Origin of the sequence: Streptomyces sp. NBC_00285, assembly GCF_036174265.1 — a bacterium.
Lineage (GTDB): Bacteria > Actinomycetota > Actinomycetes > Streptomycetales > Streptomycetaceae > Streptomyces.
Genome location: NZ_CP108055.1, coordinates 2377236 through 2402443 on the forward strand (window position 1 = coordinate 2377236; position 25208 = coordinate 2402443).

The following is a 25208-nucleotide window of genomic DNA, read 5'->3' on the forward strand; positions in this document are numbered from 1 at the left end:
AAAACCGCACCTGGGCTGTCCCGTCCCACGTGGTACTCGCAACGAACACACCTCCGGATGGGGTTACGGATGAGAAGGCCGAAAGTGCGGGTCGAGCAGCAGAAAAGAAGTTTTGAGATTCGACCAATCCGGCCCGCCCACCGCTCCGAATCACCGAGCGTCAGGCAAGTTGGACTGAGGACGGACGGCATGACACCTATCTCCAGGAGCGGCTCGGGACGCGGCAGCATCGCGACCCTCATCTGTGGCGCGCTGGCCACCGGGGGGCTCGTAGCCGCCGGTGTGGCCACGCTGGAACCCGGGGCGGCCTCCGCCTCCAGTCACCGGGAGGCACCCCTGATCTCGGGGCAGCCGCAGTACGACAACACGGACGTGTACGCGTTCGTCAGCCCGGACAAGCCCGACTCGACGACGATCGTCGCCAACTGGATCCCCTTCGAGGAGCCCGGCGGCGGCCCGAACTTCTACCAGTTCGCCGAGGACGCGCAGTACGACCTCCACATCGACAACAACGGTGATGCACGGGACGACCTGCTGTACCGCTTCACCTTCAAGACGCACGTCAAGAACAAGAAGTCGTTCCTGTACAACACCGGCGTGGTCGAGAGCCTCGACGACCCCGACCTGAACGTCACGCAGACGTACGACATCGAGCTCTTCCGGCTGAAGCACGGCAAGGTCGAGTACAAGACGAAGGTCGCCGACGACATCCCGGTGGCGCCGTCGAACGTCGGCAAGGCGTCCATGCCGAACTACGAGAAGCTGCGCGACCAGGCGGTCTACAAGCTTCCCGGCGACTCGACGGCGTTCGCCGGCCAGGCCGACGACCCGTTCTTCGCGGACCTGCGGGTCTTCGACCTGCTGTACGGCGGGAACCTCAGCGAGGTCGGCAACGACACGCTCAAGGGCTACAACGTCAACTCGATCGCCCTGCAGGTCCCGACCGAGCTGATCGCCGAGTCGTCGCACCAGCCGATCGTGGGCATCTGGTCGACGACCCAGCGCAAGAACGCGCAGGGCTACTACTCCCAGGTCTCACGCCTCGGCAACCCGCTGGTGAACGAGGTCGTCAACCCGCTCAAGGACAAGGACAAGTTCAACGCGTCCTCGCCCAAGGACGACGCGCAGTTCCTGAAGAACGTGACCAACCCCGAACTGCCCAAGCTCATCGAGGCGATCTACAAGATCCCCGCCCCGAAGGAGCCGCGCAACGACCTCGTGGACGTCTTCCTCAAGGGTGTGAAGGGGCTGAACCAGCCCCCCTACGTGACTCCCGCGGAGGAGTTGCGCCTCAACACGTCCATCAAGCCCACCGATTCTCCGAAGCGGCTCGGTGTGCTTGATGGCGACAACGCCGGGTTCCCGAACGGGCGCCGGCTCACCGACGACGTGATCGACGCCTCGCTGCAGGTCGTCGAGGGTGAGCTGGTCGGGTCCAAGAACGACCTCGGTGACGCGGTCGACAAGAACGACAAGGACTTCGAGAAGTCCTTCCCGTACGTGGCGCTGCCGACCGAGGGTTCCCGTGGGCCGCTGGCGAAGGGGACGAGCGGCGGGAACGACGTCCGTAACCAGCTCGGCGACGCGCTGTCCCCGGCCGGGTCCTCCGGATCGGACAACATGACGCTGATCGCCGCGTCCGCGGGTGGCGGTGCCGCCGGTATCGCGCTCATCGGGGCGGCCCTCATGTGGTGGCGCCGGATGCGAGAGCGCGCCTACTAGGCCACCTCTCCACCCCCACTGGCGCGGCCCGCACGAACTCGTCCCCCCACCGTGCGGGCCGCGCCGCGACACACGAACACGAACGAATCAGGAGAGGGCCATGTCCGGGTCTACGACCGACAGCGCGGCGCAGGGTGAACACGACGGGTCGTCGGAGACCGAGGCGCCCTCCGTCCCTGTCGACGAGGAGAAGGTCACGTCCGTGCGGCGGGTCTCCGAGACCGGACGGCGGTGGCGGGCCGCTCAACTCGCCGGGTGCGCGGCCCTGTTGGCCGTGGCTCTGACCGGCGGGTCGATCGCCTTCGGGGCGCTGCGGGACGGCGGCACCGCCACCGTCGCCAGTTCGTCCTCGGCCGTCTCCCCCGGACTGATGGCCGCCGGTGATCTCGACGCGAGCATCCGCGCGCTCCAGGCCCATCTGCGCAGCCAGCCCAAGGACTTCGGCGGCTGGGCCGGCCTTGGGCTGGCCTACGTGGAGCAGGCCCGGACGAAGGGCGACCCCTCGCGGTACCGGCAGGCCCAGCAAGTGCTGAAGAAGTCACTGAAGTTGTCGGCGGGCAACGAGCAGGCACTCACCGGTCTCGCCGCGCTCGCCGCCGCCCGGCACGACTTCAAGGACGCCCTCGCCTACGCCGACAGGACCTTGAAGGAGAACCCCTACAGCGAGCGGGCCCTCTCCTCCCGCATCGACGCCCTCGTCGAACTCGGCCGCTACGACGAGGCGTCCAAGGCGGCCGACCTCGCGGACGAACTGCGGCCCGGCATCCCGGTGTTCACCCGCTACGCCTATGTCCACGAGCTGCGTGGCGACGTCCGCACCGCCCGCAGCGTCCTGGAGCAGGCGCTGTCCACGGCGTCCACGCCGGGCGACATCGCCTATGTGGCCGGCGCCCTGGGCCAACTCGCCTGGAACCAGGGCGACTACAAGACGGCCCTGACCGACTACGCCCGCGCCCTCGCCGCCGACGACACCTACCTCCCCGCGCTGGAGGGCAGGGCCCGCGCCCAGGCGGCGAGCGGGGACCGGGCCGCCGCGATCAAGGGCATGGAGGACGTCGTGGCCCGCTATCCGCTGCCCGGGCCGCTCGTCGAGCTCGGGGAGCTGTACGAGGACCGGGGCGGCGACGGCGACAAGGCGAAGGCCCAGGACCAGTACGCCCTCGTGGACGCCTGGATCGCCCTCGCCCGGGCCAACGGCGTCAACGCCGACCTCGACACCGCGCTCGCCGCCGCCGACCACGGCGACAAGGCCTCCGCTCTGAAGGCCGCCCGCGCCGAGTGGGCCCGCCGGCACACCGTGCACACCGCGGACGCCCTGGCCTGGGCCCTGCACGTGAACGGCCGTGACAAGGAGGCCCTGCCCTACACCCGGCAGGCCACCGCCACCGGCTATCGCAACGCCTCCTTCCTCTACCACCGCGGCATCATCGAACTCGCCGCGGGTGACCGGAAGGAAGGCCGGAGCCATCTCGCCTCCGCCCTGAAGCTCAACCCCGGTTTCTCCCCCCTCGGCGCCCGTGAGGCCCGCAAGGCTCTCAAGGGGGCGTCCAAGTGAGGCCCCGCCGTCTGTTCGCGTCCGTCACGGCCGTCCTGACGGCGGCCTGTGCGCTCGCGCTGCTCCCTTCCAGCAGCGCGAGCGCACACCCCCTCGGCAACTTCACCGTCAATCGCTACGACGGTCTCGTCGCCGCCCGCGGTGAACTCCGCGTCGACCACGTCGAGGACCTCGCCGAGATCCCGGCCACCCAGGCCAAGCCGGACATCGAGAAGCTCGGCATGACCGAGTGGGCCGCACAGCGCTGCCAGAAGGCGGCCGAGGGCGGCAAGGTCACCGTCGACGGCCGTACCGTCGTCCTCACCGCCAAGAGCAGTCACGCGCGCCTGCGTCCCGGTCAGGCCGGGCTCAACACCCTCCGCGTGGAGTGCCGGCTGACCGCCCCGGTGCCCGAGGACGCCACCGTGACCCTCGGTTTCCACAGCGCGGGCACCGACTCCGGCCCCGGCTGGCGCGAGATCACCGCGCGCGGCGACCGGATGACGCTCGCCAAGTCGGACGTGCCCACGAAGTCGGTCTCGGACGAACTCACCACGTACCCGACGGAGTTGCTCTCCTCACCCGCCGACACCGTGACCGCCTCCCTGCGTGTGCGGCCCGGTGGACCGGCGCTCACCGAGGCGCGGTCGGACGCCCCGGCCGCCTCGGTCCTGCCGCGCGGCGCGGACCGCTGGACCCGTGCCCTGGACTCCCTGGTCGCCCGCCACGACCTCACCGTCGGTTTCGCCGCGCTCGCCCTGCTCATCGCCGTCGTCCTGGGTGCGATGCACGCGCTCGCCCCGGGCCACGGCAAGACGCTGATGGCCGCGGTGGCCGCGGCCCGCGGCGGCAAGGCCCGGATGAAGGACGTCCTGCCCCTGGCCGCCTCCGTGACGATCACCCACACCCTGGGCGTGGTCGCCCTGGGCCTGCTGGTCACGGCCGGCTCGGCGGCGGCGCCCTCGGTGATCGCCTGGCTGGGCATCGCGAGCGGGGTGATGGTGACCGCGGCGGGCGTCACCCTGCTGCGACGGGCCCTGCGCAGCCGCGTTCACCAGCAGCCGGCCGGCCCCGGGCACGGGCACACCCACGACCACGAACACCCGCACGGACCGGACGGCCACACCCACGAGCACCCGCACGCGGCCGAGAAGGTCGAGGAGCGCTCCCTGGTCCTGGTCGCCGCCCACACCGAGGCCGCCCCGGCGACGGCGAAGGCCCACACGCACTCCCCCACGCCCGGGCACAGCCACGATCACGGTCACCACCACGCGCACGAACACGGACACACCCACGATCACCCGCACCCCCACTCGGACGCTCTCGAACACACCCACGGCGGCTCCACCCACACCCACGCCGTCGCCCCCACCGTCCGCGGCACGATCCTCCTCGGCTTCGCCGGCGGTCTCGTACCCAGCCCCTCCGCCGTCGTCGTACTCGTCGGCGCCGCCGCGCTCGGACAGGCCTGGTTCGGCCTGCTGCTCGTCGTGGCGTACGGCGTCGGGCTCGCCCTGACTCTGACCGCGGCCGGATTCGTCGTCGTCAGGCTGGGTAGCGGAGTCACACGGGTGCTGGACCGGCGCCCCCGCCTGGCGGCGAGCCCGCTGACCGCGTTGGTGCGCCGGACCGCACCGCTGATGTCGGCCTTCGTCGTCGTGGCTCTTGGGGCTGGTTTGGTGCTCAAGGGGGCGGCATCCGCACTCGGCTGAGCTACGTTTGTGGAGAAATCATGCGAAGTCGAGCGGAGTGTGAAGTGGGGGACGTCCGTGTCCGAAGATCCGGGCAGTGAACGAGTGATCGCGGGCCGCTACCGCCTCCTGTCCCCGCTCGGCGAGGGCGGCATGGGAACCGTGTGGCGCGCCCGCGACGAGGTGCTGCACCGTGAGGTCGCCGTCAAGGAGGTGCGCGCCCCGCACGGACTGGCGACGCACGAGGTCGATCGGATGTACGCCCGCCTCGAACGCGAGGCGTGGGCGGCGGCGCGGGTGACCAACCGCAACGTGGTGACGGTGTACGACGTGGCCACCGAGGACGGCCGGCCGTGGATCGTCATGGAGCTGGTGCGGGGCGTCTCGCTCGCCGAACTCCTGGACGCCGAGGGCCCGTTGAGTCCGCAGCGAACCGCGCACATCGGTGCCGAGGTGCTCTCCGCGCTACGGGCCGCACACGAGGCCGGGGTGCTGCACCGGGACGTGAAGCCCGCCAACGTACTGCTCTCGAACGACGGCCGTGTGGTGCTCACCGACTTCGGCATCGCCCAGGTCGAGGGCAGTTCGGCGCTGACGATGACCGGCGAGGTCATCGGCTCCCCCGAGTTCCTCGCCCCGGAGCGGGCGCTGGGCCGCACTCCGGGCCCGGAGTCCGACCTGTGGTCGCTGGGTGTGCTGCTGTACGCCGCCGTCGAGGGCAATTCCCCCTTCCGGCAGAACACCCCGCTGAGCACCCTGCGCGCGATCGTGGACGAGGAGCTGCCGCCGCCGTACCGGGCCGGTCCGCTCGCCCCGGTGATCGAGGGCCTGCTGCGCAAGGATCCTGCCGAGCGGCTGCCGGCCGAGCAGGCCGAGCAGGAGCTGCGGATCATCGGCGCCGGAGGCACCCCCCGCACGGGCGCCGTGCAGGCCGCGCCGTATCCCCCGACCGTCGCGGCGCCCTTCCCGCAGGAACCGGCGACGACCCCGTACCGGCCGGCGCCCACACCGGTCTCCACTCCCGCCACCACCGCCTCCAGGCCCCCGGACCGGGGCCGTCGTGCGGGCTTCGTGCTGATCGCGGGCGTGGTGGCCCTCGCGCTGGCGATCGCGGGGCTGACGTACGCGCTGTTGAACAAGGACAACGGCGACAAGGACGGGGACACCGCCAAGGACCCCGGCTCGTCGGTGAGTTCACCCGCGCAGACCGACACCTCCACGGACGAGACCGGCAAGGAGAACCCGCCCTCCAGTCAGCAGGAGAGCACCACGAGCGCGCCCCCGCGGCAGTCCGTGGACGTCTCGCTGGCGGGCACGAACACCGACTACTCCGGCAGTTGCCCACCCGGAAAGTCGGCGGCACCCGGCTTCACGGCCACGTTGACGGTCGGCCGGCTCCCGGCGACGGTGACCTACCGCTGGGTGTCGAAGAACGGCTCGGTGAACGGCAGTTGGAAGACGCTCACGTTCCCGGCCGGCGGTGACAGGACACAACAGGACCGGCGGTTCATCACCACGCAGGACGACAGCGGTACGTTCGAGGACGTCATCAGCGTGGAGGTCAGCGACCCGGTCCACGAGACGTCCAACTCGGTTCCGTTCTCCCTGACCTGCGTGAAGGAGACCCCGACCCCGACCCCGACGGGCGCGGCCTCCCCCACTTCGTCCCCCTGAGGGGGTCAGGCCGCGCTGTTCAGTACCGGAAGGTAGCCGCCGGACTGGCCGCCCGCGGTCGGGTGGTACGACTCACCGATGTTGAGCAGGTTGAGGCTGTGCAGCCATGCGCTGCCGGAGCAGAGTTCGTGCCCGGTGAAGGTGGGGCGGACGTCGCCCCAGGCGAAGCCGTGGTCCGCGGCGCGCTTGGCGACCGCGGTGTCGAGGTAGTCGGCGGCGCCGTTGATCGCCTTCCGCTTGGTCTCGGAGAGGCCGAGGCAGGTGGCGCCGAGCTTGTAGAAGTGGGGGTAGCCGAGGACGACCACGCGGGCGTTGGGGGCCCGGCCGCTGATCGCCGAGTAGACCTTGTCCAGTTGGCCCGGCAGCGTCGAGTCGACGTACCCCTTCGCGGTGTTGATCCGGGCCAGGCAGGAGCTGTCGGACTGGAGCACACAGGTCGTCATGACGTCGGCAAAGCCCGCGTCGTTGCCGCCGACACTGATCGAGACGAGGGCGGTGGCGGAGCTGAGCGGCGTCAGCTGGTTCGCCAGAACATCACCCGTTCGAGCGCCCGAGCACGCCGTGAAGGCGAACGACGAGGGTGAGTGGGCGGCGGCCCAGAGGTAGGGGTAGGCCTTCGTGCTGCGCTTGCAGTCACCGCTGGAGCCGAGGTAGCTGCCGGCGCCGACACCCGAGGAGTACGAGTCCCCCAGGGCCACATAGGGGCCTTCGGCCGCGTGGGCGGTGCCCGTCCCGGTGAGGACGGCGGCGAGGGCGAGGAGGAGCGAGCCGACGTAAGCGGCAAATCGGGAACGTCTCATGGAACCTCCCTTTAGCAGGATCTCTGCCACATCCGTCGTAGCAACTGCGCCCACCGACGGGAAGTGTCCATGCCAAAACCGTCGCTGATCGCATCGCCGCGACAGGCACGTCCCACCCAAGTCCGTACCAGCAACAGGCCTCCCCGTCTTGACGGCCCCCGCCCCACTGAGCGACATTGAAGTCCGGCATCCGGCGCTTTCTGGGGGGAAACGTCGCCCATGCACCTCACGCGTATCAGGACATCTCCGAGAGAATCGGGCAGAGACCTCACACCGCTGTTCGCGGGCGCCGCGACCGCAACGGGGGGACTGGGCGCGCTGCTCGCGCTCACCGGCTCGGACTCACCACTGCGTGCACCGCTCGTGCTGTTCTTCCTGCTCGCGGCACCCGCCGCCGGCATAGCCGCCGTGCTGCGCGGCCTCGATCCGTTCGCCCGGGCGCTGACCGCGCTGGCCGGCTCGGTCGTCCTCAACATGCTCGTCGCGCAGGGCATGTTGGCCACCCATCGCTGGTCGGCGCGCGGCGGTGTCGTGGCGATGGCCGTGATCAGTTCCCTCATCCTGCTGCTGGTGCTGGTCCCGCGGCGCCGTACGGCGAAGGGCCGGGACGACTGACATGGACATCGACGTGTACCGCCCCGGCGAGTTGAGTGCCGCCGACCGGGCGGCGTGGACGGCCCTGCAGTCCAAGGCCCATCTGCAGGGCTCGCCCGGGCTCGCGAACCCGTTCCTGTCCCCCGAGTTCACGCTGGCGGTGGGCCGGTACAGACGGGGCGTGCGGATCGCGGTGGTACGGGAGCGCGACGAGCCCGTCGCGTTCCTTCCGTACCAGCGCACCGCCGCCGGCGTCGGCCGGGCCGTGGGCCTCGGCATCTCGGACGCCCAGGGCCTCGTGCACCGGCCCGGATTCACCTGGGACGCAAGGGAGTTGCTGCGCTCCTGCGGGCTCGCCGTGTGGGAGTTCGACCATCTGGTGGAAGAACAGGGGCCGTTCGAGTCGGACGCCTCCCGTGGCTTCCCCTCCCCTGTGCTGGACGTGGACCAGGGCTACGAGACGTATCTGGCCCAACTGCGCAAGCGCTCACCGAAGTTCACCAGGACCACCCTCGCCAAGGAGCGCAGGCTGCACCGCGCCGCGAGCGAGGTGCGCTACGTCCACGACGAGCGCGATCCGGCCGTTCTGCGCACGTTGATGGGCTGGAAGTCCGCCCAGTACCGCAGGACCGGCCGCAGCGACCGCTTCGCCCACCAGTGGATCTCCGGGCTCGTACGGCAGTTGTTCCACACCCGCTCCGACTCGTTCGCCGGCATCCTGTCGGTGCTGTACGCCGACGGGAAGCCGGTCGCCGCCCATTTCGGGCTGCGCACCGAGCGCGTGCTGGCCTGCTGGTTCCCTGCGTACGACCCGGAGTACGCGACCTACTCGCCGGGCCTGATCCTGCATCTGCGCATGGCCGAGGCGGCCGCCGCCGACGGCATCGCGTACCTCGATCTGGGCCGGGGCCACAAGGAGTACAAGGACTCCCTGAAGACACGGGAACTGACCGTGTCGGAGGGGTGGGTGACCCGTAGGCACCCGATCGCGGCGCTACACCGCGTCCGCCGGGTTCCGGTACGGGCACTGCGCAACGCCGTGGTGACGCGGCCGGAGCTGTTCGAACCCGCCGACAGATTTTTGAAGAAGGTGGGAAAGATCCGTACGGTTCCGTCTGTAACGGTCAAACCAACAAAAACGTGAGGCCTCGTTCCAGGTCTTGCCATAGGGGTTCAATCGTCAATACCGTCATACATCACACCCGCATCGTCCCGTCATCGAGCGGCTCTAGGGGAGGGCTCAAGGACCGCGACGGGGGGACGCGGGGCGCGGTAGGGGGGTGCCGTGCTCGGTGGCCGCACAGGTGACCGAGTCGTGCCGCGCGACCGGCTGTCGTTTCTTTGAATCAGGCACAGCACGACGGCGGTCGGCCAGCTTTGCCAGCTCACCCGGCGGGTACGGAGATTCCTTCCGGCATGCCGTGAGTGAGAACCCCCCTTTCGAACCGGAGTAAAAAGCCGGACCGCCCAGGGGCGGGCGGTCCACCGGACGAGAGGGAAACAGACTCATGAGTTCAGTTCTGCGCCCGCCGACTACGGGCCAGGGTGGGCCAGTAGCCAGCCGGTACCGACCGATCTCCACTCACCTGGCCATAGCGCCACCGGTGAGTGTGGTCATACCCGCCATGAACGAGGCGGAGAACCTTCCGTACGTCTTCAAGACCTTGCCGGACTGGATCCACGAAGTGGTTCTCGTGGACGGCAACTCCACCGACGACACCGTCGCGGTGGCCCGCGGGCTGTGGCCCGAGGTGAAGGTCGTGAAGCAGCACGGCAAGGGCAAGGGGGACGCGCTGATCACCGGGTTCGAAGCCTGCACCGGTGACATCGTCGTCATGATCGACGCGGACGGCTCGGCCGACGGCAACGAGATCGTCTCCTATGTCTCCGCCCTCGTCTCGGGCGCGGACTTCGCCAAGGGGTCCCGCTTCGCCAACGGCGGCGGCACCGACGACATGACCTTCATCCGCAAGCTCGGCAACTGGGCGCTGTGCACCATCGTCAACCGCAAGTTCGGCGCCCGCTACACGGATCTCTGCTACGGGTACAACGCGTTCTGGCGGCACTGCCTCGACGAGATCGACCTCGACTGCACGGGCTTCGAGGTGGAGACCCTGATGAACATCCGGGTGGTCAAGGCCGGGCTCAAGGTGCAGGAGATTCCGAGCTACGAGTACCTCCGCATCCACGGCGCCAGCAACCTGCGGGCGGTCCGGGACGGGTTCCGGGTGCTCAACGTGATCCTCGGGGAGCGGTCCAACCGGCGTGCGCTGCGTCGCCGTATCCACCACTCGCCGATGCTCGACTCGCACCGGGGAGAGGTGTCTTGAGCGGTCCCGACATCTCCGTCGTGATCTGCGTGTACACCGAGGACCGCTGGGAGGACATCCTCGCGGCGGTCGCCTCGGTGCGGACGCAGTCGTACACGGCCCTGGAGACGCTGCTGGTCGTCGACCACAATCCGGCGCTGCTCGACCGGCTGGCCAAGGAGTACAAGGAAGTCGGGGAGGTCCGCTTGTTCGCCAACGCGGGCCCCCGCGGCCTGTCCGCGGGCCGCAACACCGGGATCGCCGCCTCGCGCGGCGCGGTGATCGCCTTCCTCGACGACGACGCCGTCGCCGAGCGCGACTGGCTGCGCCACTTCGCGGCCGGCTACGCCGACCCGCGGGTCATGGCGGTGGGCGGCCGTACGGTGCCGATCTGGGCGTCGGGCCGCAGGCCGGCCTGGTTCCCGGAGGAGTTCGACTGGGTGGTCGGCTGCACCTACAAGGGCATTGAGCCCGGCCTGGTCCGCGTGCGCAACGTCCTCGGCGGCAACGCCTCCTTCCGTCGCAGCGCCTTCGACGCGGCCGGCGGCTTCGCCACCGGCATCGGACGGGACGGCGACAAGCGCCCGCTGGGCTGCGAGGAGACGGAGCTGTGCATCCGGTTGAGCCGGGCCAGACCGGACGCGGTCCTGCTGATCGACGACCGGGCGGTGATCCATCACCGGGTGCCCGAGGCGCGCGAGCACTTCGGGTACTTCCGTGTCCGCGCGTACGCCGAGGGCCTGTCGAAGGCGTTGGTGGCCCGAAGTGTCGGCGCGGGCAAGGGACTTGAGTCCGAGCGCCGTTACACCACCCGGGTACTGCCGTCCGGGGTGGTGCGCGGACTGCGGGACGCCGCGCTGTCCCGGCCGGGGGGCGCGGGCCGGGCGGGCGCGATCGTCGCCGGGGTGCTGACGGCGGCCGGCGGGTATGTCGTCGGCAGCGTCCGGGCCCGGCGGGGAGGAGCCACGTTCACGGTCGCGGAGATCGAGGGGGGAACGCATGCCTGAGCCGCCCGTACCGATCCTCATGTACCACGCGGTCGCGACCGACCCGAACGACGCCACCCGCGTGCTGTCGGTGTCCCCGGAGTCCTTCGCCGAGCAGATGGAACTGATCGGAGGGGCGGGACTCACGCCGGTCAAGGTCGCCGATCTCGCGGCCCGTTGGCGTGACGGCCGCCCGCTGCCCGAACGGCCCGTCCTGATCACCTTCGACGACGGCTACGAGGGCGTGCACCGCCATGCGCTGCCCGTGCTCGCCAAGCACGGCTTCCCGGCGACGGTGTTCGTCTCCACCGGCTGGATCCGGGGTGCGTACGACACCGGCGGCGGCCTGGACACCATGCTGGACTGGGACCAGATCCGCGAACTCGCCGCGGCGGGCGTGGAGATCGGCGGCCACACCCACACGCACCCCGAGCTCGACCAGCTCGACGACACCGCGCTGCGCCATGAGCTGATCCACTCCAAGGAGATCGTCACCGACGAACTCGGCACCGTACCGGCCTCGTTCGCCTATCCGTACGGCTACTCCAGCCGCCGGGTGCGTCAGGCGGTGCGCGAGACCGGGTACGGCCAGGCGCTCGCCGTGAACAACGGCCTGGCACGCCGGCGCCAGGGGCCGTATGCGCTCACCCGCCTCACCGTGCGGCGCAGCACCACGGCCGAGGAGTTCGAGCGGCTCGTCCAGGGCCGTGCGATCGCCCGGGACTTCGCCAGGGACCGTGCCCTCACCAAGGGGTACGCGTTGGTCCGAAGAGCACGACAGGTCCGGCGGAAGGTCTCCCGTTCCCGTGTCTGACACGACGACCACGACCGAGCCCGAGTCGACCGCGGCGAAGGCGCCCGAGCAGTCGGGGCGCCGTCTTCGGCTGCCCGGACTGGGCAGGGGCGCCGGCGGCGGCAACCAGCTGTTCCGCAACGCGTACGCCCTGATGCTCAACACCGGTATCTCCGCGGTGCTCGGCCTCGGCTTCTGGCTGGCGGCCGCCCGCTACTACTCCGAGTCCGCGGTCGGCCAGGGGTCCGCCGCGATCGCCGCGATGAAGTTCCTCGCGGGTCTGACCGCGGTCGCCCTGACCGGGGCGCTGGCCCGCTTCATCCCGGTGGCGGGCCGGGCCACGGGGCGGCTCATCTTCCGTACGTACGCGGGCAGTTCGCTGATCGTGGCAGTGGCCGCGGTCGTCTTCCTGCTGACGCTGGACGTGTGGGGGCCGTCGTACCGCTTCCTGCACGGGCCCCTCAACGGCCTCGGGTTCATCGCGGCCGTCATCGCCTGGAACGTGCTCACACTCCAGGACGGTGTGCTCACAGGGCTGCGCAACGCGCTCTGGGTGCCGGTCGGCAACACCGTGTTCTCCGCCGTGAAGTTGGGACTGCTGGTCGCCTTCGCGGTGGCGATCCCCACGGCCGGAGTGTTCGTGTCCTGGGTCGCGGCCATCGCGATGTCCGTACTGCCGCTGGGCTGGCTGGTGTTCCGGCGTCTGGTGCCCCGGCATGTGAAGGCCACCGAGGGCCGCACCCAGCCGCCGTCACTCAAGGAGATCGGGCGCTTCCTCGCCGGCGACTACACCGGATCGCTGTTCTCGCTCGCCGTCGTCTATCTGATCCCGGTGATCATCGCCTCGCAGGTCAGCTCCGAGGACAACGCGTACTTCTACATCACCACGACGATCGGCGGCACCTGCAACCTGCTCGCCATCAACATGGGCGCCTCCCTGACCGTCGAGGGCTCGCACGACCCGGGACGGCTGGCCGCCAACACCCGTGCCGCGCTCAAACGGATGGTCCGGATCATGCTGCCGGTGGCGTCCGTCCTGTTCTTCGGGGCGCCCTGGATCCTCGGCGTGTTCGGCGAGGGCTACGCGGACGCGGCCACCCCGCTGCTGCGCTGGTTCGCAATCGGCGCGGTGCTCCGGGTCGTCATGGAGACCTATTTCGCGGTACTGCGCGCACAGAGCCGCACCGCCGGACTCGCCTGGATGCAGGGCCTGTTGTGCGTGCTGGTGCTCGGCCTGACGCTGCTGCTGCTGCCCCGCATGGGGCTGACCGGAGCGGGCGTCGCCGAGATCTCCTCGCTCGCGGTGATCGTCACGATCGCCGCACCCAAGCTGTACCGGACGATCCGGCAGGCACCGGCCGCCGAGATCCCCGCGGGCGCCGCTCCCGACGGTGATCTCGCCGACCTCGGGGCACGCGAGGTCACGGTCACCGGCCGCACCCGCCGCCCCGGCTGGGCGCTCGACCAGGACACCCTGGCCCTGGGCATACACGTCGACTTCGACCACCAGGAACGCCGCCCCGACGTACGCCCGGGCCCCGGCACCCCGCCCACCGGCACGCCCGTGGACCGGCCGGCTCGCGACCGGCCGACCTGGGCGCTGCGCAAGCTGCCCGACCCCGGACTGCCCGTGGAGAACCGGGAGCCCGGCTCCGAGTCCTCCCTCGGACCGTCCGAGCCCGAGGTGGACGCACCGTTCGAGGTGACCTTCGACGCCGGCCAGGAAGCCGTACCGGGAGCGGAACCCGAGGTAAGGGAAGAGGCGGCCTTCCCCACGGAGTCGGCGCAGCCGCCGGGACCGCTTCCGCCGCGCTCATGGCGGGAACGGCTGCGGCCCACCCGGAGCGGAGTCGTCCTCGCCTGTGTGCTGGTCGCCGCGCTCCTGCTGTACTGGGTGCCCGCGGCCCGCCTGGGCGAGTCGGACCTGGACCGGATGGGCGGGCTCGGGCTGATCTCGATCCTGCCGCCGGCGACCCTGCTCGGAGCGGCCCTGCTGGTCGTGGTCTTCGCCTCGCTGCTGTGGCTGGGCCGTGAGCACAAGGCGCTGCTGCTGGTCACGCTGGTGGCGACGGTGGTCTCCCTGCACGCGCTGCCCGCGGTGATCGAGGTGGAGCCCCGGTTCGCGACGGCCTGGCAGCACCTCGGGTTCATCGACTACATCGACCGGACCGGTTCCGCGGTCCCCGACCTGGACGCGCGCTGGAGCTGGCCGGGCTTCTTCGCGGTGGCCGCGTTCGTCGCGCGGGCCTGTGGGGTCACGGACTTCACCGAGGTCATCCGATGGTGGCCGACCGCGATCCAACTCGCCTACCTGGTACCGATGTTCCTGCTCGTCCGGCACATGCGGGCGAGCTGGCGGGCCAAGTGGACCGGCATCTGGATCTTCGTGCTCAGCGGCTGGGTGGGCCAGGACTACTTCTCCCCGCAGGGCTTCACCTATCTGCTGTACCTGGTGTTCGTGGCCGTCCTGCTCGTCTGGTTCCGGGCACCCCGTGTGATCTGGACGAAGAGGCGCCCCGGCGAGGCGGAGGTCGAACCGACCAACCGACGCCAACGGGCTGTTCTGCTCGCGGTGTTGATCGGTCTGTTCGCGGCGAGCGTGCCGGCCCACCAGCTCACCCCGTTCATGATGCTCGGTGTGCTGGCGGCACTCGTAGTGTTCCGCCGCAGCGAACTGCGGGGCCTGCCCGTGCTGTTCGCCGTGATGGTGACCGCCTGGATCTGCTACATGGCCGAACCGTACTGGTCGGGCCATTTCGACGACCTGTTCGGCGGGGTCGGCGGCGTCGGCGGCAACGTGTCCTCGTCGGTCTCCGGCCGTATCGAGGGCGGCAGTTCGACGCACAAGTTGGTTCTGTACGTACGCGTCCTGCTGGCCGGCGGTGTCATGGCACTGGCCTGCTACGGCTGGTGGCGACGGCGCGACCACAAGTACCGGGAAGCTGCTCTGCTCGTCCTCACGTTCATCCCGTTCCTCGGCTTCGGCATGCAGTCGTACGGCGGTGAAATGGCGCTGCGCGTCTTCATGTTCGCCCTGCCGGGTGCCGGTCTGCTCGCCGCGCTGGCGCTTTTCCCGCGCACCGGCGTCACCGCCAAGGAGCGCGAGCGGGACCGGGTGAGCCTCGCTCCGGTGGCCGCGTTCATGGCGGGTCTGCTGCTCATCGGGGGCTTCCTGGTCGCCCGTTGGGGCAATGAGCCGTTCGAGCGGATCCAGCCCGGCGAGGTCGCCGCGATGGACTACGTCTACGCCCACGACGACCCGACGGTCCGGGTGCTGTGGCTGTCCAACGACACGGTGAACAACGTGACGCCGGCGATGCCGTGGGGCACGCAGGACATGGAGAAGGTGTCGTACGTGCCGACGCTGGCGCCGCCCGACCCGGTGCTGGTGTCGAGCCTGGTCAAGGCGCTGAAGGACGCGGGCCCGAACTCGTATCTGATGGTCAACGTCAGTCAGGTCACGTATCTGCGGCTGGACGTGGGCTATTCGCGGACCTGGGAGCCGCGGCTGCTCGAGAACCTCGACAACCGCAAGGAGCTCAAGCGGGTCGTCACCAACGACGACGTGACCATGTACGCGCTGCGGGACCAGCCCGCGGGCAAGGTCCCGCGGCCCGATCCGGGGCCCATCGGGCCGCAGGTGACCTGGACTTCCTGGTCGGTGGTGGGGGCGCTGGCCGCGCTGGCGCTGATCCTGCTGCTGTCGGCCCGTGAGGTGGTACGGGTCGCGGTGCGGCCGAGTGTGCGTCAGCTGCGGTGGCTGCAGAGCAGCTTCTGGTTCTCGCTGCCCCTGCTCGCGGTGTTCCTGGCCGCGCTGGTCCAGCGGTTCCTGACGATGAAGTAGGCGCGCTGCCCGAAAGGGGTCAAGTGGCTCAGCGGCTGCGCCACTTGACCTCGTACGCCTGCATGTCGAACCGTTTGCCGTCGACCTGCGCGCTGATCTTCCGGTTCAGGGTGTTGACGACCAGGACCGTCCTGTCGGTGGCGAGAACACGGACGTTGGGCACGTCGTCCGCGGCGACGGCGGCCGTGCGGTACCGCGTGCCCGGCGGGAACGCTGCGCTGAAGCGGCTCAGCAGGCCGAACATGGGCAGCTCCCGGCCGCCGTCCGCGCCGCTGGTCGGCGTCCACAGGCAGCCCGCGCAGTCCGTGCCCTGCTCGTTCTCCGGGTTCCAGTAGAGGGCGGACGTGGTGCCGCCCTTGGCCAGCGCGATCATTCCGGCGGCCTGGACCGCAACACGGCGGCTCTCGGACCAGCCCTCGCGTTCGTCCCGGCTGTCGGCGGGCTCGACGTAGTACTCGGCCCACCACAGCGGCAGGTTCCCGGTCTGCTGCCGCACCCAGCGGCTCACCGCGGTGAACTTGTCGGTGGCCGCGAACTCGTTCGGCAGCAGTTCGTCGTCGTTGGTGTAGCTGGAGCCGTCGACGACCACGAAGTCGGCGCCGGCCTTGTGCTGGTTCCAGTAGTCGAAGGCGTCCACGATCCGCTGGTCCATGGCGCCCCAGGGACCCTTCAAGGCCGTGGAGGCGTTCGTGGAGCGCGGGTCGACGCTGTCCATCACGAGATACGGCCCGCCCACCATGATCTCGGGGTTGACCTTCTTCAGTGCCTTGTAGACCAGGTTGTACAGCTGGGTGTAGCCCTCGTAGTCCCAGCGGGCCTCGCCGTCGTTCCAGAAGCCCTTGAACTCGTTCCAGACGATGAAGTGCCGTACGTCCGGATAGCGCTTGGCGACGGTCGCGGCGAGCGCGGCGTAGTCCTTGAAGTGCGCCGGTTCCGGGGCGGTCTCCAGGGCCGCCTTGCTCCAGTCGGTGCTGCCGACGCCCGCCTTGCCGCCCTTCATCCAGTCCGGCGCGCAGCACAGGGTGAGCACCGGGGTGGAGCCGGAGGCACGGACGAAGTCGACGCGCCGGTCCAGGTCCTCGAAGTCGTAACGCCCCTTCACCGGCTCGGGGTTGTCGGCACCCCAGCCCATGATGGCCTGGTTCTGCGGCAGCCCGCCGGCGTCGGCGAGCATCCCCTCGACGCGCTCGGTGGCCGCGGAGCTGCCCTCGTCCGCGCTGAACTGGGTGTGCGTGAACCCCCAGCCCACGTCCGGGGTGTCGGCGTCCGGCGTGGTCGTCGGAGCGCCGTGGACCTTGTCGCCGTTGCGTGATGTGCCGTCGGTGCCCGCGCCGTTCCCAGGAAGCGTGTTGAGGAGGGTCACGAGCAGCGCCAGAGCCGCCACGCCCACACCGAGCAGAGCGGTGAGCCGCCACCGCAGTGCCCCCGAATTCCACCCATGACGTGCCATCGGGGACAACGGTATCCGCGAACACGCCTGCGCGGGCAGAGGTCGTGGATGCACAGCTCTGTAACAGCAGACGGAGGACGGACCGGAAGCACGGGACGCCCGCGGCCCAACCGGTGCACCGCGGAAACCGGGTGCGTATGAGGGGTCTTGTGCCGGATCATGGGCCGCATGTCTGCGAACCCACACGACGCGCTGCCGATCCGGCTCAACGTCGACGACAGCGACTCCCCGTCGGACGTCGTCGACGCGCTGTTCCTCGGCCGCTTCGCGACGGGCGAGCAGCCGTACTCCCACGCGGCCAACATCGACCGGGTCCGCTCCGGGGCCACGCTCCTGCCGCCGGGCGCGAAGGTGCTGCGCATCGCCCGCGACGACGACCGCAGCGCGACGCTCGCCGAGGGCGAGGGCTGGACCCTGCTCGTCTCCCGCTGGAACCGCGGCGCCGACGTCACCGTGACGGCGACCGGACCCGAGCTGGCGAAGAAGGTCCTCGACCAGGCCACCGACGGTGCGAAGGACGAGCCGGAGCCCCAGCCGGAGAACGTGACGATGGGCTTTTGGTACGTCTCCCCCAGGCGGGGCCCGCACCGCACGACCCGGCAGATCTCCGCGGGCACCTGGGACGAGGTCCGGGAGAACTACACGGCACCGGTCGCGGACGCCATGGACCGCCTGATGAAGACGACTCCGGAGAACATCGCCGGGCGCCTGCTCCTGCTCCACGGCCCGCCGGGCACCGGCAAGACCTCGGCCCTGCGCACCCTCGCCCGCTCCTGGCGGGACTGGTGCCAGGTGGACTGCGTCCTGGACCCGGAGCGCCTGTTCAGCGACGTCGGCTATCTGATGGACATCGCGATCGGCGAGGAGGACGCGGCCGGCAAGGACCGCTGGCGGCTCCTGCTCCTGGAGGACTGCGACGAGCTGATCCGCGGCGAGGCGAAGCACACGGCGGGCCAGGCCCTGTCGCGGCTGCTGAACCTGACCGACGGGCTGCTCGGCCAGGGCCGCAACGTCCTGGTGGGGGTGACGACCAACGAGGACCTGGAGCGGCTGCACCCCGCCGTCGTCCGCCCCGGCCGCTGTCTGGCCCGCATCGAGGTCGGCCCGCTGACCCGCGGGGAGGCGACGGGCTGGCTCGGCACCGAGGAGGGCGTCGGCCGCGAGGGCGCGACCCTGGCGGAGCTGTACGCGCTGCGCCGGGGGACGTCACCGACGACGCTGCCCGAACCGCGGGGAGACGCCGACGCCGGCCTGTACCTCTGAGGGCCGCGCCGGGGCAGACGGTCCCGCACGACGTGGCCTGGCGGGGCGAGGACGTGTACGCGCACTTCGACAACGTCCCGAACGGTGCCGCCGTACGGGACGCGGCAACGTTCGGGGCTCTTGTTCAGCCCTCCCCGTAACCCGCCCGCAGCGCGTCCCGGACGGCGGCGAGAGCCGCCGACTCGTCCAGCCCGAGCCGCCGCGCCCGCTCCACGTACGCCTGGGCGGCCGACGCCAGCTCCCTCTCCGCGGCCGGGCCCGCCGCGGCGACGAGCGTGCCGTTGCGCCCCCGCGTCTCGATCACGCCGTCACTCTCCAGCGCCCGGTACGCCTTGGCGACGGTGTTCGCGGCGAGCCCGAGCGACTCGGCGAGCCCCCGCACGGTCGGCAGCCGGTACCCCACGGGCAGCACCCCCGCCCGCGCCTGCTCGGAGATCTGCGCCCGCACCTGTTCGTACGGCGGCGCACTGTCGTCGATGTGGATCTTCAGGGTCACCAGCCGATTGTCCCGCACCCGCCGGAAAATGAGAGGCATCCGGGCAAGCCCCCCACGTAGCGTGCGCCTTCATGACCGTGATCGTGCGCGACCTGCGCCCACAGGACCCGGCCGACGTCGACAACTTCGCCCGCGCCCGCCATCTGGCCCTCCCGTTCGTGCTGTGGACCCCGGCCGGTGTCCTGCACCGCCTCGTCCACACCCATCCCGACGCCCGCTACCGGTCCCTGGTCGCCGAGGAGGACGGCGAGGTGATCGGCACGGCCCAGCTCGGCCTCGCCCACGACAACCCGGAGCCGGGCCAGGGCTACCTCAACGTGTACGTACGCCCGGACCGCACCCGGCGCGGCGCCGGCGCCCTCCTCGTCCGGACCGCCGAGGAGTACCTGGCGGCGCACGGCGCGAGCAGGCTGTTCTCCTGGGTCCTGGACGAGCCGCACCACCGCGCCTTCGCCGAACAACGCGGCTACCGGGCCAGCCGCTCCGCCCACTTCCTCGGCCTGGACCTGGCGAACGGCACGCTGCCCCCGCTGCAGTCCCCTCCCCCGGGCGTCGAGCTGCGGACCGCCGCCGACTTCGCTGCCGACCCCCGCCCCTTCTTCGAACTGGACGCGGAGACCACGTCGGACGAACCGAGCGATGTCGAGGCCGAGCTCACGGACTACGACATGTGGATCGAGGAGAGCTGGAAGCACCCGCTCCTCGACCACGCCCTGACGTCGGTCGTCCTCGTCGACGGCCGCCCCGCCGCCTTCAGTGCCGCCCATACGGACGGCACGGGACGCTACGCCACCGCCATGACGGGCACCGCCCGCGCCTTCCGCGGCCGCGGCCTCGCCAAGCTCGCCAAGAACCACTCCCTGCACCGCGCCCGCGCCGCCGGCTGCACCGAGGCCCTCACGGGCAACGACGCCGGAAACGAACCCATGCTCGCAATCAACAAGTGGTTCGGATACGAGATCCGCGCCACGGAGGTACGTCATGTCCGCGAACTCACCTGACCCGAAGCCCCTCCTGGACGTCGTTCTGGTCAAGGCGGGCCGCACGAAGATCCGTTACGAGGCCGAACTCCTCACCGACGACGGCACCCGCATCACCGTCCGCGCCCCCTGGGCGGGCAAGGATGTGCGCGACTTCGGCTTCGTACGCTTCGAGCCTGGTGACGTCTTCACCGAGCACTACTGGCGCGACCGCTGGTACGCGGTGAAGGAGGTCCGCACGGCCGACGGCACCCTCAAGGGCTGGTACTGCGACATCACCCGCCCGGCGACACTGGACGGCGCCGAGCTGGTCGTGGAGGACCTGGACCTCGACCTGTGGGTCTCCGCCGACGGCCGGGACGTACTGCGCCTGGACGAGGACGAGTTCGAGGAGAGCGGTCTGGCGCAGAGCGACCCGGAGGCCGCGTCGGCCGCGACGACGGCCCTGGACGAGCTGGAGGCGTTGGCCCACCGCTTCAGGGACGCGGGGCTGAACCGATCTGCGGCTCCGCCACGGGGCGCGACACGTCACGACGAACCCACGGCCGACACACAGCACTGGCCGCCGATCTCCTAGTCGCCCCTCACCACCACCGCGTACCGCTCGTCGTCCACGTCCTTGCCCCACAACGCGGAGTTCTCCGACAGTCTCTCCACGAGCACCTGGCCGCCGAACGGCTCCACCAGCCCGGCCACCGCGTCGGCCGGTATCCCGGCCTTCCCCCACACACCCTCCACCAGCACGAGCCGCCCGGCCGGCCGCAGCAATCCCCACCACCGCCGCAGCGCCCGGCCGGGATCCGGCAGCGCCCACAGCACATGCCGTGCGAGCACCACGTCGAAGCGCTGCTCCCCCACCGGGGGCGTCGCGGCGTCACCGAGCAGGAACACCGCGTCACGCCCGGCGAGCTTCGCGCGAGCCAGTCCGACCATCGCCGGGGAGAGGTCCACCCCGGTGACACGGTGTCCCTGCTCGGCCGCGAGGAGCGACAGGCTCCCGGTCCCGCACCCGAGGTCGAGGACGTCACCGGCATCGATCGGGAGCCAGTCACGCAGCCTCTCGGCCCAGGCCCCGCGCACCTCGGGATCACGCAGTCCGTGATCCGGCTCCTCGTCGAAGGATGCCGCCTCGGCATCCCAGTCCACGCCCGCCGCCCCGCCGCCACCCCGGTTCTCCGTCATACGCCCAAGAGTGACACCCGCCACTGACACTCGAATCGTGACAGCCGCCACTGACAGACCAGGGACCGATGAGGAACTCTCCCCCAAAGGGTCTACCTCCGTGAGAACGCGGAACTCGGTAGGCACTGAAGGAGGCAGCCATGCGCCGTACCACCGTGCAGAAGCCCCTGAAGAGGACGGACGTCCGCCGGATCCGCGAGGAGGCCGACGCGCGCCCCGCCGGACGGCCCGAGGTCCGCAAGGACATCGCCCGCACGTGGTGGCCCGACGGCTGACGGCGGCTGCCGTGCTCCGTGTCAGACCAGTCGTTTGCGGTAGTGGACGCGGTCATAGGGCCCGTCCACTCGCCGTTCCACGACTTCGTAGCCGAACTTCGGGTAGATCTTCTGGTTCTCCCACATCAGCGCGTTCGTGCAGAGCCTGACTTCGGGCAGCCCATGCGCACGCGCGTGTGTCTCGACGAACCGCAGCAGCCGTCCTCCCACGCCCTGCCCCTGGGCTCCGGGACGGACGGCGACGGTGTCGAGATACAGATGGTCCGCGTGCTCCTCGATCACCACCAGCCCGGTCACGGGGTCCCCTGTGACGAACACTCGTCCCCCGGCCACGTTCGCCGCGTGGTCCCGCTCCATGGGCTGCGGCACGTGCCCGATGCGCTCGATGTAGTGCTCGAACGCCGCGTCGGTCACGGCCTTCACGGTCGGCACGTCGGCCGCTTCGGCGAGCCGGATCTCCTCGTTCGTCATGCGCGCACGCTACCTACCTGATCTCCGTCTCAGCACTCCCTTAAGAGGGCCATAAAGATCGCCACCGGCCGTCACAGGCCGGTGATTTCACGGTTTCTTTGATCCGGCACCCGTCAGTTCCGGTTCCGAGGAGATCCCCCATGCCCGCACGCCGCAAGGCCGTCGCCGCCGTCGCGATGGCCCCGCTCGCCCTGACCGCGCTGGCCGCCGCGCCCGCGGCCGCACACGGCTCGATGGGCGACCCGGTCAGCCGGGTCTCGCAGTGCTACGCGGAGGGCCCCGAGAACCCGACATCGGACGCGTGCCGGGCGGCGGTCACGGCTGGGGGTACCCCCTCTGGGGGAGGCACCCAGGCGCTCTACGACTGGAACGGCATCCGCATCGGCGACGCGAACGGGCGGCACCAGGCACTGATCCCGGACGGCAGGCTGTGCAGCGCGGGCAACGACGAGTTCAAAGGCCTCGACCTGGCCCGCGCCGACTGGCCGGCGACGAGCGTGCACAGCGGGTCGTACACCTTCGAGTACCGCGTGACCGCCCCGCACAAGGGCACCTTCACGGTGTATCTCACCAAGCCGGGCTACGACCCTTCGCAGCCGCTCGCCTGGGACGACCTGGATCTGTCGAACCCGGTGGCGACGGCCACCGACCCGGTCGCCTCGGGCGGCTTCTACACGTTCTCCGGCACCCTCCCCGAGCGCTCCGGCAGACAGCTCCTGTACGCGGTCTGGCAGCGCTCGGACAGCCCGGAGGCGTTCTACTCCTGCTCGGACGTGACGTTCGGCGGCGGCTCCGGCGGCGCGGCGGGCGGTTCGGCCCCTGCCCCGAGCGCCTCCGCTCCCTCCGAGGAGCAGATCGAGGACGGGGCCGGTGAGTCGACGGTCGAGCACCACGGGCACGGTGACAGTGACGCGAGCACGTCGGCGGCGCCGGTGACGGACACCGTGAGCACCCACGTCAACGGCCCCGAGGCGGCGGGCACTTCGCAGCGCCTGGCCGAGACGGGCGGGAACGGCAGCACGTCGTATCTCGCGATGGGCGGTGCGGCCGTTCTCGCGGCCGGCGCGGCGCTCCTGTTCGGTTCGGTCCGGCGGCGGGCGGTGAACGGCGCGGGACGGCACGGCCGTTGAGCGCATGAACTCCGGGGCCTGTCGGGCGGCTCAGGCCGGACAGGCCCCGGCATCGGTCAGCTCAACGCCGACGCGCAGGTGGTGGTGGAGGCATGCGCCGGGTCGAGAGCGTTCGCCACCTCGTGGAAGGCGATCCGGTCGAAGAGTCCGATGGCCGCGTGTTCGGAGAGGTCGAGCGGACACAGGTCCTGGAGCAGCACGTTGTTGACGCCGGATCCGCTGAGGAACTGGCTCCGGTACGGCGTCACGACCTCGTCGTACTTGGTGGCGAGGACCGTGTACCTGACGCCGGGGACGGTGTCGCCGCCCTCGTTGAGCTTGGTGAGGAAGGCGGAACCGACGACCTGGTCGGCGAGGGCGGGGGTGTTGGTGGTCAGGAAGTCCCCGATGCCGGGGAAGTACGGCAGCAGGTTGGTGAGGCCCGACAGGGTGGTGCCGTGGTTGTCGGGGGCGATCCCGACGAGGGCGTTCACCTTGGCGGCACCGCCGAGGAACTTGAGGTAGTAGCGGGGCATCAGGCCGCCCTGCGAGTGGCCGACGAGGTCGGTCTCGGCGGCGCCGGTGGCGGCGAGCACCTTGTCGACGAAGGTCTTCAGCTGTTCCGCCGACTTGTCGATCGGACCGAGACCGTAGATCAGGGGGACGCCGGACAGCTGGCCGTAGTCGAAGGAGAAGACGCAGTAGTCGCGGTCCTCCAGGTAGGGGGCGAGCGCCAGCCAGTTGTCCGTGGAGTTCGCGAAGGTGCCGTGGACGAGGACGACGGGGCGGGGGTGGGCGGCGGAGGGTTTGCAGGAGTAGTCGTTCCAGCCGTGGCTGGGCGCGGCGGCCGCCTGGGCGACACCGGCGGCGGGGACGACGGCGACCGCGGTGGTCAGCAGGAGAGCGGTGAGGGGTCTGAGCAGTCGTTTCCAGGGCAGCATCGTGTGATCTCCTTGCGGCTCAAGGGAGGTGCGATGGCCTTACGCCCTGTGACCCGGATCACGAGGATGCTGTTCAATTCGAAAGTTACGGACGAGTAGTGCACTTGTGAAGTTACGCGTCAGTAAAAACTTCCAGTGATAACCGCGTCGACTGCATCTGCTGATGAACCGTCACCAGGCGGGCCTGATGGGACCATAGGGAGCAATGCGCCCCAATCGCTCGCACAACGCGCGCACTTCACTCTCACCGAGTACGTCGACCCACGTCCGTACGGCCTCGGCGGCGGCCTCCTCCGCCGCACGGGTGCAGGCCCACCCCCGCTCGGTCAGTACGACGAGCCGGGCCCGCGCGTCCGCGGGATGCGGCCGCCGCTCGGCGTACCCCTTGCGCACGATCTCGTCGACCAGCTGACTGGCAGCCTGCTTGGTCACCCCGAGATGGGCCGCGATCTCGGTGGCGGTGGCTCCGTCCGGCGCGAGCCGGGTGAACGCGAAACCCCAGGCGGGCCGCGCCTCGAACCCCCGGGCCACGACCCCGTCGTTGATGCGGTGCGTCAGATCGCCGGCGGCGGCGAGCAGGGCGGCGGACAGGGCGAGGGCTTCGGAGTTCTGCACTCACGCATTGAAACACCGTTGACGAATTGGTCAAGCAGCTTGACTATGAGTCCATATAGTCAAGCTGCTTGACCATAACTCGACCCGTCCCGGAGGCCACCCATGCCCGTAGTCCGCTCGTCCGACGCCGTCACCCACGAGATCCACGGCGCCCGCTTCGTCTCGTACGCCACTCCCCTGAGCGGCGCCAAGGAGCTCTGCGCCTGGCGGGGCGAGATCCCCGCGGGGACGAAGGCTCCGGCGCACACCGTCAACCGCGAGGAGATCTTCCATCTGCTCATCGGCGAGCTCCTGATCACCCTCGACGGCACCATCCACCGGATCACCGCCGGCGACACGGTGATCATCAATCCCGGCGCGACCCTGGCCGTCGAGAACCCGACCGCCCACACCGCGATCTCCTGGGTCACGACCTCCATCGGTCTGGAGGCGGAACTGGCCGACGGCACCCGCATCACTCCCCCGTGGGCCAACTGACC

The 25208-nt window shown here is 70.4% G+C and carries 23 protein-coding genes; 16 read left to right on the forward strand and 7 right to left on the reverse strand.

The window, feature by feature from the left end:
- Positions 1-189 precede the first annotated feature (189 nt).
- The 4 genes from OHT57_RS10850 to OHT57_RS10865 all read left to right on the forward strand — a co-directional run bounded on the left by OHT57_RS10850 (position 190) and on the right by OHT57_RS10865 (position 6621).
- Positions 190-1722, forward strand: a complete 1533-nt coding sequence (locus OHT57_RS10850; RefSeq protein ID WP_328745926.1) for a DUF4331 domain-containing protein — start codon at positions 190-192, stop codon at positions 1720-1722.
- Positions 1723-1822: 100 nt separating this feature from the next.
- Positions 1823-3277, forward strand: coding sequence for a tetratricopeptide repeat protein (locus OHT57_RS10855; protein WP_328745927.1), 1455 nt, complete (start codon positions 1823-1825; stop codon positions 3275-3277).
- Positions 3274-4968: an urease accessory protein UreH domain-containing protein gene (locus OHT57_RS10860; protein ID WP_328745928.1), complete on the forward strand. Its 1695-nt coding sequence runs from the start codon at positions 3274-3276 to the stop codon at positions 4966-4968. The genes OHT57_RS10855 and OHT57_RS10860 overlap by 4 nt, the downstream gene beginning before the upstream one ends.
- Before the next feature lie 57 nt (positions 4969-5025).
- Positions 5026-6621: a serine/threonine-protein kinase gene (locus OHT57_RS10865; protein WP_328745929.1), complete on the forward strand. Its 1596-nt coding sequence runs from the start codon at positions 5026-5028 to the stop codon at positions 6619-6621.
- Positions 6622-6626: 5 nt separating this feature from the next.
- Here the strand turns inward: OHT57_RS10865 and OHT57_RS10870 are convergent, their stop codons facing one another.
- The gene (locus OHT57_RS10870) at positions 6627-7421 is read right to left on the reverse strand and encodes an SGNH/GDSL hydrolase family protein (RefSeq protein WP_328745930.1); all 795 of its coding nucleotides are present in this window, start codon (positions 7419-7421) and stop codon (positions 6627-6629) included.
- A 219-nt stretch (positions 7422-7640) separates the two neighbouring features.
- Here OHT57_RS10870 and OHT57_RS10875 point away from each other — a divergent pair, with 219 nt between their 5' ends.
- The 6 genes from OHT57_RS10875 (at position 7641) to OHT57_RS10900 (ending at position 15947) form a co-directional block, all read left to right on the forward strand.
- Complete coding sequence (locus tag OHT57_RS10875; RefSeq protein WP_328745931.1) at positions 7641-8036, forward strand: hypothetical protein; 396 nt, start codon at positions 7641-7643, stop codon at positions 8034-8036.
- Between the two features lies 1 nt (position 8037).
- Positions 8038-9159, forward strand: a complete 1122-nt coding sequence (locus OHT57_RS10880) for a GNAT family N-acetyltransferase (protein WP_328745933.1) — start codon at positions 8038-8040, stop codon at positions 9157-9159.
- Positions 9160-9523: 364 nt separating this feature from the next.
- A complete protein-coding gene (locus tag OHT57_RS10885; protein WP_328745935.1) occupies positions 9524-10345 on the forward strand; it encodes a glycosyltransferase family 2 protein in 822 nt (273 codons plus the stop codon).
- Positions 10342-11331, forward strand: a complete 990-nt coding sequence (locus tag OHT57_RS10890) for a glycosyltransferase family 2 protein (protein ID WP_328745937.1) — start codon at positions 10342-10344, stop codon at positions 11329-11331. The genes OHT57_RS10885 and OHT57_RS10890 overlap by 4 nt, the downstream gene beginning before the upstream one ends.
- Positions 11324-12124, forward strand: a complete 801-nt coding sequence (locus OHT57_RS10895) for a polysaccharide deacetylase family protein (protein WP_328745938.1) — start codon at positions 11324-11326, stop codon at positions 12122-12124. The genes OHT57_RS10890 and OHT57_RS10895 overlap by 8 nt, the downstream gene beginning before the upstream one ends.
- Positions 12117-15947, forward strand: coding sequence for a lipopolysaccharide biosynthesis protein (locus tag OHT57_RS10900; RefSeq protein ID WP_328745939.1), 3831 nt, complete (start codon positions 12117-12119; stop codon positions 15945-15947). The genes OHT57_RS10895 and OHT57_RS10900 overlap by 8 nt, the downstream gene beginning before the upstream one ends.
- A gap of 28 nt (positions 15948-15975) precedes the next feature.
- Here OHT57_RS10900 and OHT57_RS10905 read toward each other — a convergent pair whose 3' ends face one another.
- Entirely contained in the window at positions 15976-17397 is a 1422-nt protein-coding gene (locus tag OHT57_RS10905; RefSeq protein WP_328745940.1) for a GH39 family glycosyl hydrolase, read from the reverse strand.
- A 168-nt stretch (positions 17398-17565) separates the two neighbouring features.
- On the opposite strand from OHT57_RS10905, the gene OHT57_RS10910 reads away from it, so the two are divergent.
- Complete coding sequence (locus OHT57_RS10910; protein WP_328745941.1) at positions 17566-18660, forward strand: DUF5925 domain-containing protein; 1095 nt, start codon at positions 17566-17568, stop codon at positions 18658-18660.
- A 124-nt stretch (positions 18661-18784) separates the two neighbouring features.
- Here the strand turns inward: OHT57_RS10910 and OHT57_RS10915 are convergent, their stop codons facing one another.
- Complete coding sequence (locus tag OHT57_RS10915; RefSeq protein WP_328745942.1) at positions 18785-19156, reverse strand: GntR family transcriptional regulator; 372 nt, start codon at positions 19154-19156, stop codon at positions 18785-18787.
- A gap of 71 nt (positions 19157-19227) precedes the next feature.
- Between OHT57_RS10915 and OHT57_RS10920 the strand changes: the two genes are divergently transcribed.
- Together OHT57_RS10920 and OHT57_RS10925 are read left to right on the forward strand one after the other, a co-directional pair.
- Entirely contained in the window at positions 19228-20157 is a 930-nt protein-coding gene (locus OHT57_RS10920; protein ID WP_328745943.1) for a GNAT family N-acetyltransferase, read from the forward strand.
- Entirely contained in the window at positions 20138-20713 is a 576-nt protein-coding gene (locus OHT57_RS10925; RefSeq protein WP_328745944.1) for a DUF402 domain-containing protein, read from the forward strand. Before OHT57_RS10920 ends, OHT57_RS10925 begins: the two co-directional genes overlap by 20 nt.
- On the opposite strand, the gene OHT57_RS10930 is transcribed toward OHT57_RS10925, so the two are convergent.
- On the reverse strand, positions 20710-21318 hold the full coding sequence (locus tag OHT57_RS10930) for a class I SAM-dependent methyltransferase (protein WP_328745945.1): 609 nt from the start codon (positions 21316-21318) through the stop codon (positions 20710-20712). The two genes, OHT57_RS10925 and OHT57_RS10930, sit on opposite strands and share 4 nt — an antisense overlap.
- 140 nt (positions 21319-21458) lie before the next feature.
- On the opposite strand from OHT57_RS10930, the gene OHT57_RS10935 reads away from it, so the two are divergent.
- Entirely contained in the window at positions 21459-21593 is a 135-nt protein-coding gene (locus OHT57_RS10935) for a hypothetical protein (RefSeq protein ID WP_328745946.1), read from the forward strand.
- A 21-nt stretch (positions 21594-21614) separates the two neighbouring features.
- Here OHT57_RS10935 and OHT57_RS10940 read toward each other — a convergent pair whose 3' ends face one another.
- Positions 21615-22064 (reverse strand): GNAT family N-acetyltransferase, encoded by a 450-nt coding sequence (locus OHT57_RS10940; protein WP_328745947.1) that lies wholly within the window; start codon positions 22062-22064, stop codon positions 21615-21617.
- Between the two features lie 140 nt (positions 22065-22204).
- On the opposite strand from OHT57_RS10940, the gene OHT57_RS10945 reads away from it, so the two are divergent.
- Positions 22205-23194 (forward strand): lytic polysaccharide monooxygenase auxiliary activity family 9 protein, encoded by a 990-nt coding sequence (locus OHT57_RS10945; RefSeq protein WP_328745948.1) that lies wholly within the window; start codon positions 22205-22207, stop codon positions 23192-23194.
- A gap of 56 nt (positions 23195-23250) precedes the next feature.
- Here the strand turns inward: OHT57_RS10945 and OHT57_RS10950 are convergent, their stop codons facing one another.
- On the reverse strand, positions 23251-24114 hold the full coding sequence (locus OHT57_RS10950; protein WP_328745949.1) for an esterase/lipase family protein: 864 nt from the start codon (positions 24112-24114) through the stop codon (positions 23251-23253).
- A gap of 171 nt (positions 24115-24285) precedes the next feature.
- Complete coding sequence (locus OHT57_RS10955; RefSeq protein WP_328745950.1) at positions 24286-24729, reverse strand: MarR family winged helix-turn-helix transcriptional regulator; 444 nt, start codon at positions 24727-24729, stop codon at positions 24286-24288.
- Positions 24730-24831: 102 nt separating this feature from the next.
- On the opposite strand from OHT57_RS10955, the gene OHT57_RS10960 reads away from it, so the two are divergent.
- A complete protein-coding gene (locus tag OHT57_RS10960) occupies positions 24832-25206 on the forward strand; it encodes a cupin domain-containing protein (protein ID WP_328745951.1) in 375 nt (124 codons plus the stop codon).
- Positions 25207-25208 lie beyond the last annotated feature (2 nt).

Excerpts from the sequence above, each read along its gene's own strand:
- OHT57_RS10880 (WP_328745933.1), top strand. The coding sequence starts at position 8,038 with ATGGACATCGACGTGTACCGCCCCGGCGAGTTGAGTGCCGCCGACCGG.
- OHT57_RS10945 (WP_328745948.1), top strand. The coding sequence starts at position 22,205 with ATGCCCGCACGCCGCAAGGCCGTCGCCGCCGTCGCGATGGCCCCGCTC.
- OHT57_RS10895 (WP_328745938.1), top strand. The coding sequence starts at position 11,324 with ATGCCTGAGCCGCCCGTACCGATCCTCATGTACCACGCGGTCGCGACC.
- OHT57_RS10885 (WP_328745935.1), top strand. The coding sequence starts at position 9,524 with ATGAGTTCAGTTCTGCGCCCGCCGACTACGGGCCAGGGTGGGCCAGTA.
- OHT57_RS10850 (WP_328745926.1), top strand. The coding sequence starts at position 190 with ATGACACCTATCTCCAGGAGCGGCTCGGGACGCGGCAGCATCGCGACC.
- OHT57_RS10855 (WP_328745927.1), top strand. The coding sequence starts at position 1,823 with ATGTCCGGGTCTACGACCGACAGCGCGGCGCAGGGTGAACACGACGGG.
- OHT57_RS10875 (WP_328745931.1), top strand. The coding sequence starts at position 7,641 with ATGCACCTCACGCGTATCAGGACATCTCCGAGAGAATCGGGCAGAGAC.
- OHT57_RS10920 (WP_328745943.1), top strand. The coding sequence starts at position 19,228 with ATGACCGTGATCGTGCGCGACCTGCGCCCACAGGACCCGGCCGACGTC.
- OHT57_RS10930 (WP_328745945.1), bottom strand. The coding sequence starts at position 21,318 with ATGACGGAGAACCGGGGTGGCGGCGGGGCGGCGGGCGTGGACTGGGAT.
- OHT57_RS10910 (WP_328745941.1), top strand. The coding sequence starts at position 17,566 with ATGTCTGCGAACCCACACGACGCGCTGCCGATCCGGCTCAACGTCGAC.
- OHT57_RS10950 (WP_328745949.1), bottom strand. The coding sequence starts at position 24,114 with ATGCTGCCCTGGAAACGACTGCTCAGACCCCTCACCGCTCTCCTGCTG.
- OHT57_RS10925 (WP_328745944.1), top strand. The coding sequence starts at position 20,138 with ATGTCCGCGAACTCACCTGACCCGAAGCCCCTCCTGGACGTCGTTCTG.
- OHT57_RS10940 (WP_328745947.1), bottom strand. The coding sequence starts at position 22,064 with ATGACGAACGAGGAGATCCGGCTCGCCGAAGCGGCCGACGTGCCGACC.
- OHT57_RS10935 (WP_328745946.1), top strand. The coding sequence starts at position 21,459 with ATGCGCCGTACCACCGTGCAGAAGCCCCTGAAGAGGACGGACGTCCGC.
- OHT57_RS10870 (WP_328745930.1), bottom strand. The coding sequence starts at position 7,421 with ATGAGACGTTCCCGATTTGCCGCTTACGTCGGCTCGCTCCTCCTCGCC.
- OHT57_RS10960 (WP_328745951.1), top strand. The coding sequence starts at position 24,832 with ATGCCCGTAGTCCGCTCGTCCGACGCCGTCACCCACGAGATCCACGGC.
- OHT57_RS10905 (WP_328745940.1), bottom strand. The coding sequence starts at position 17,397 with ATGGCACGTCATGGGTGGAATTCGGGGGCACTGCGGTGGCGGCTCACC.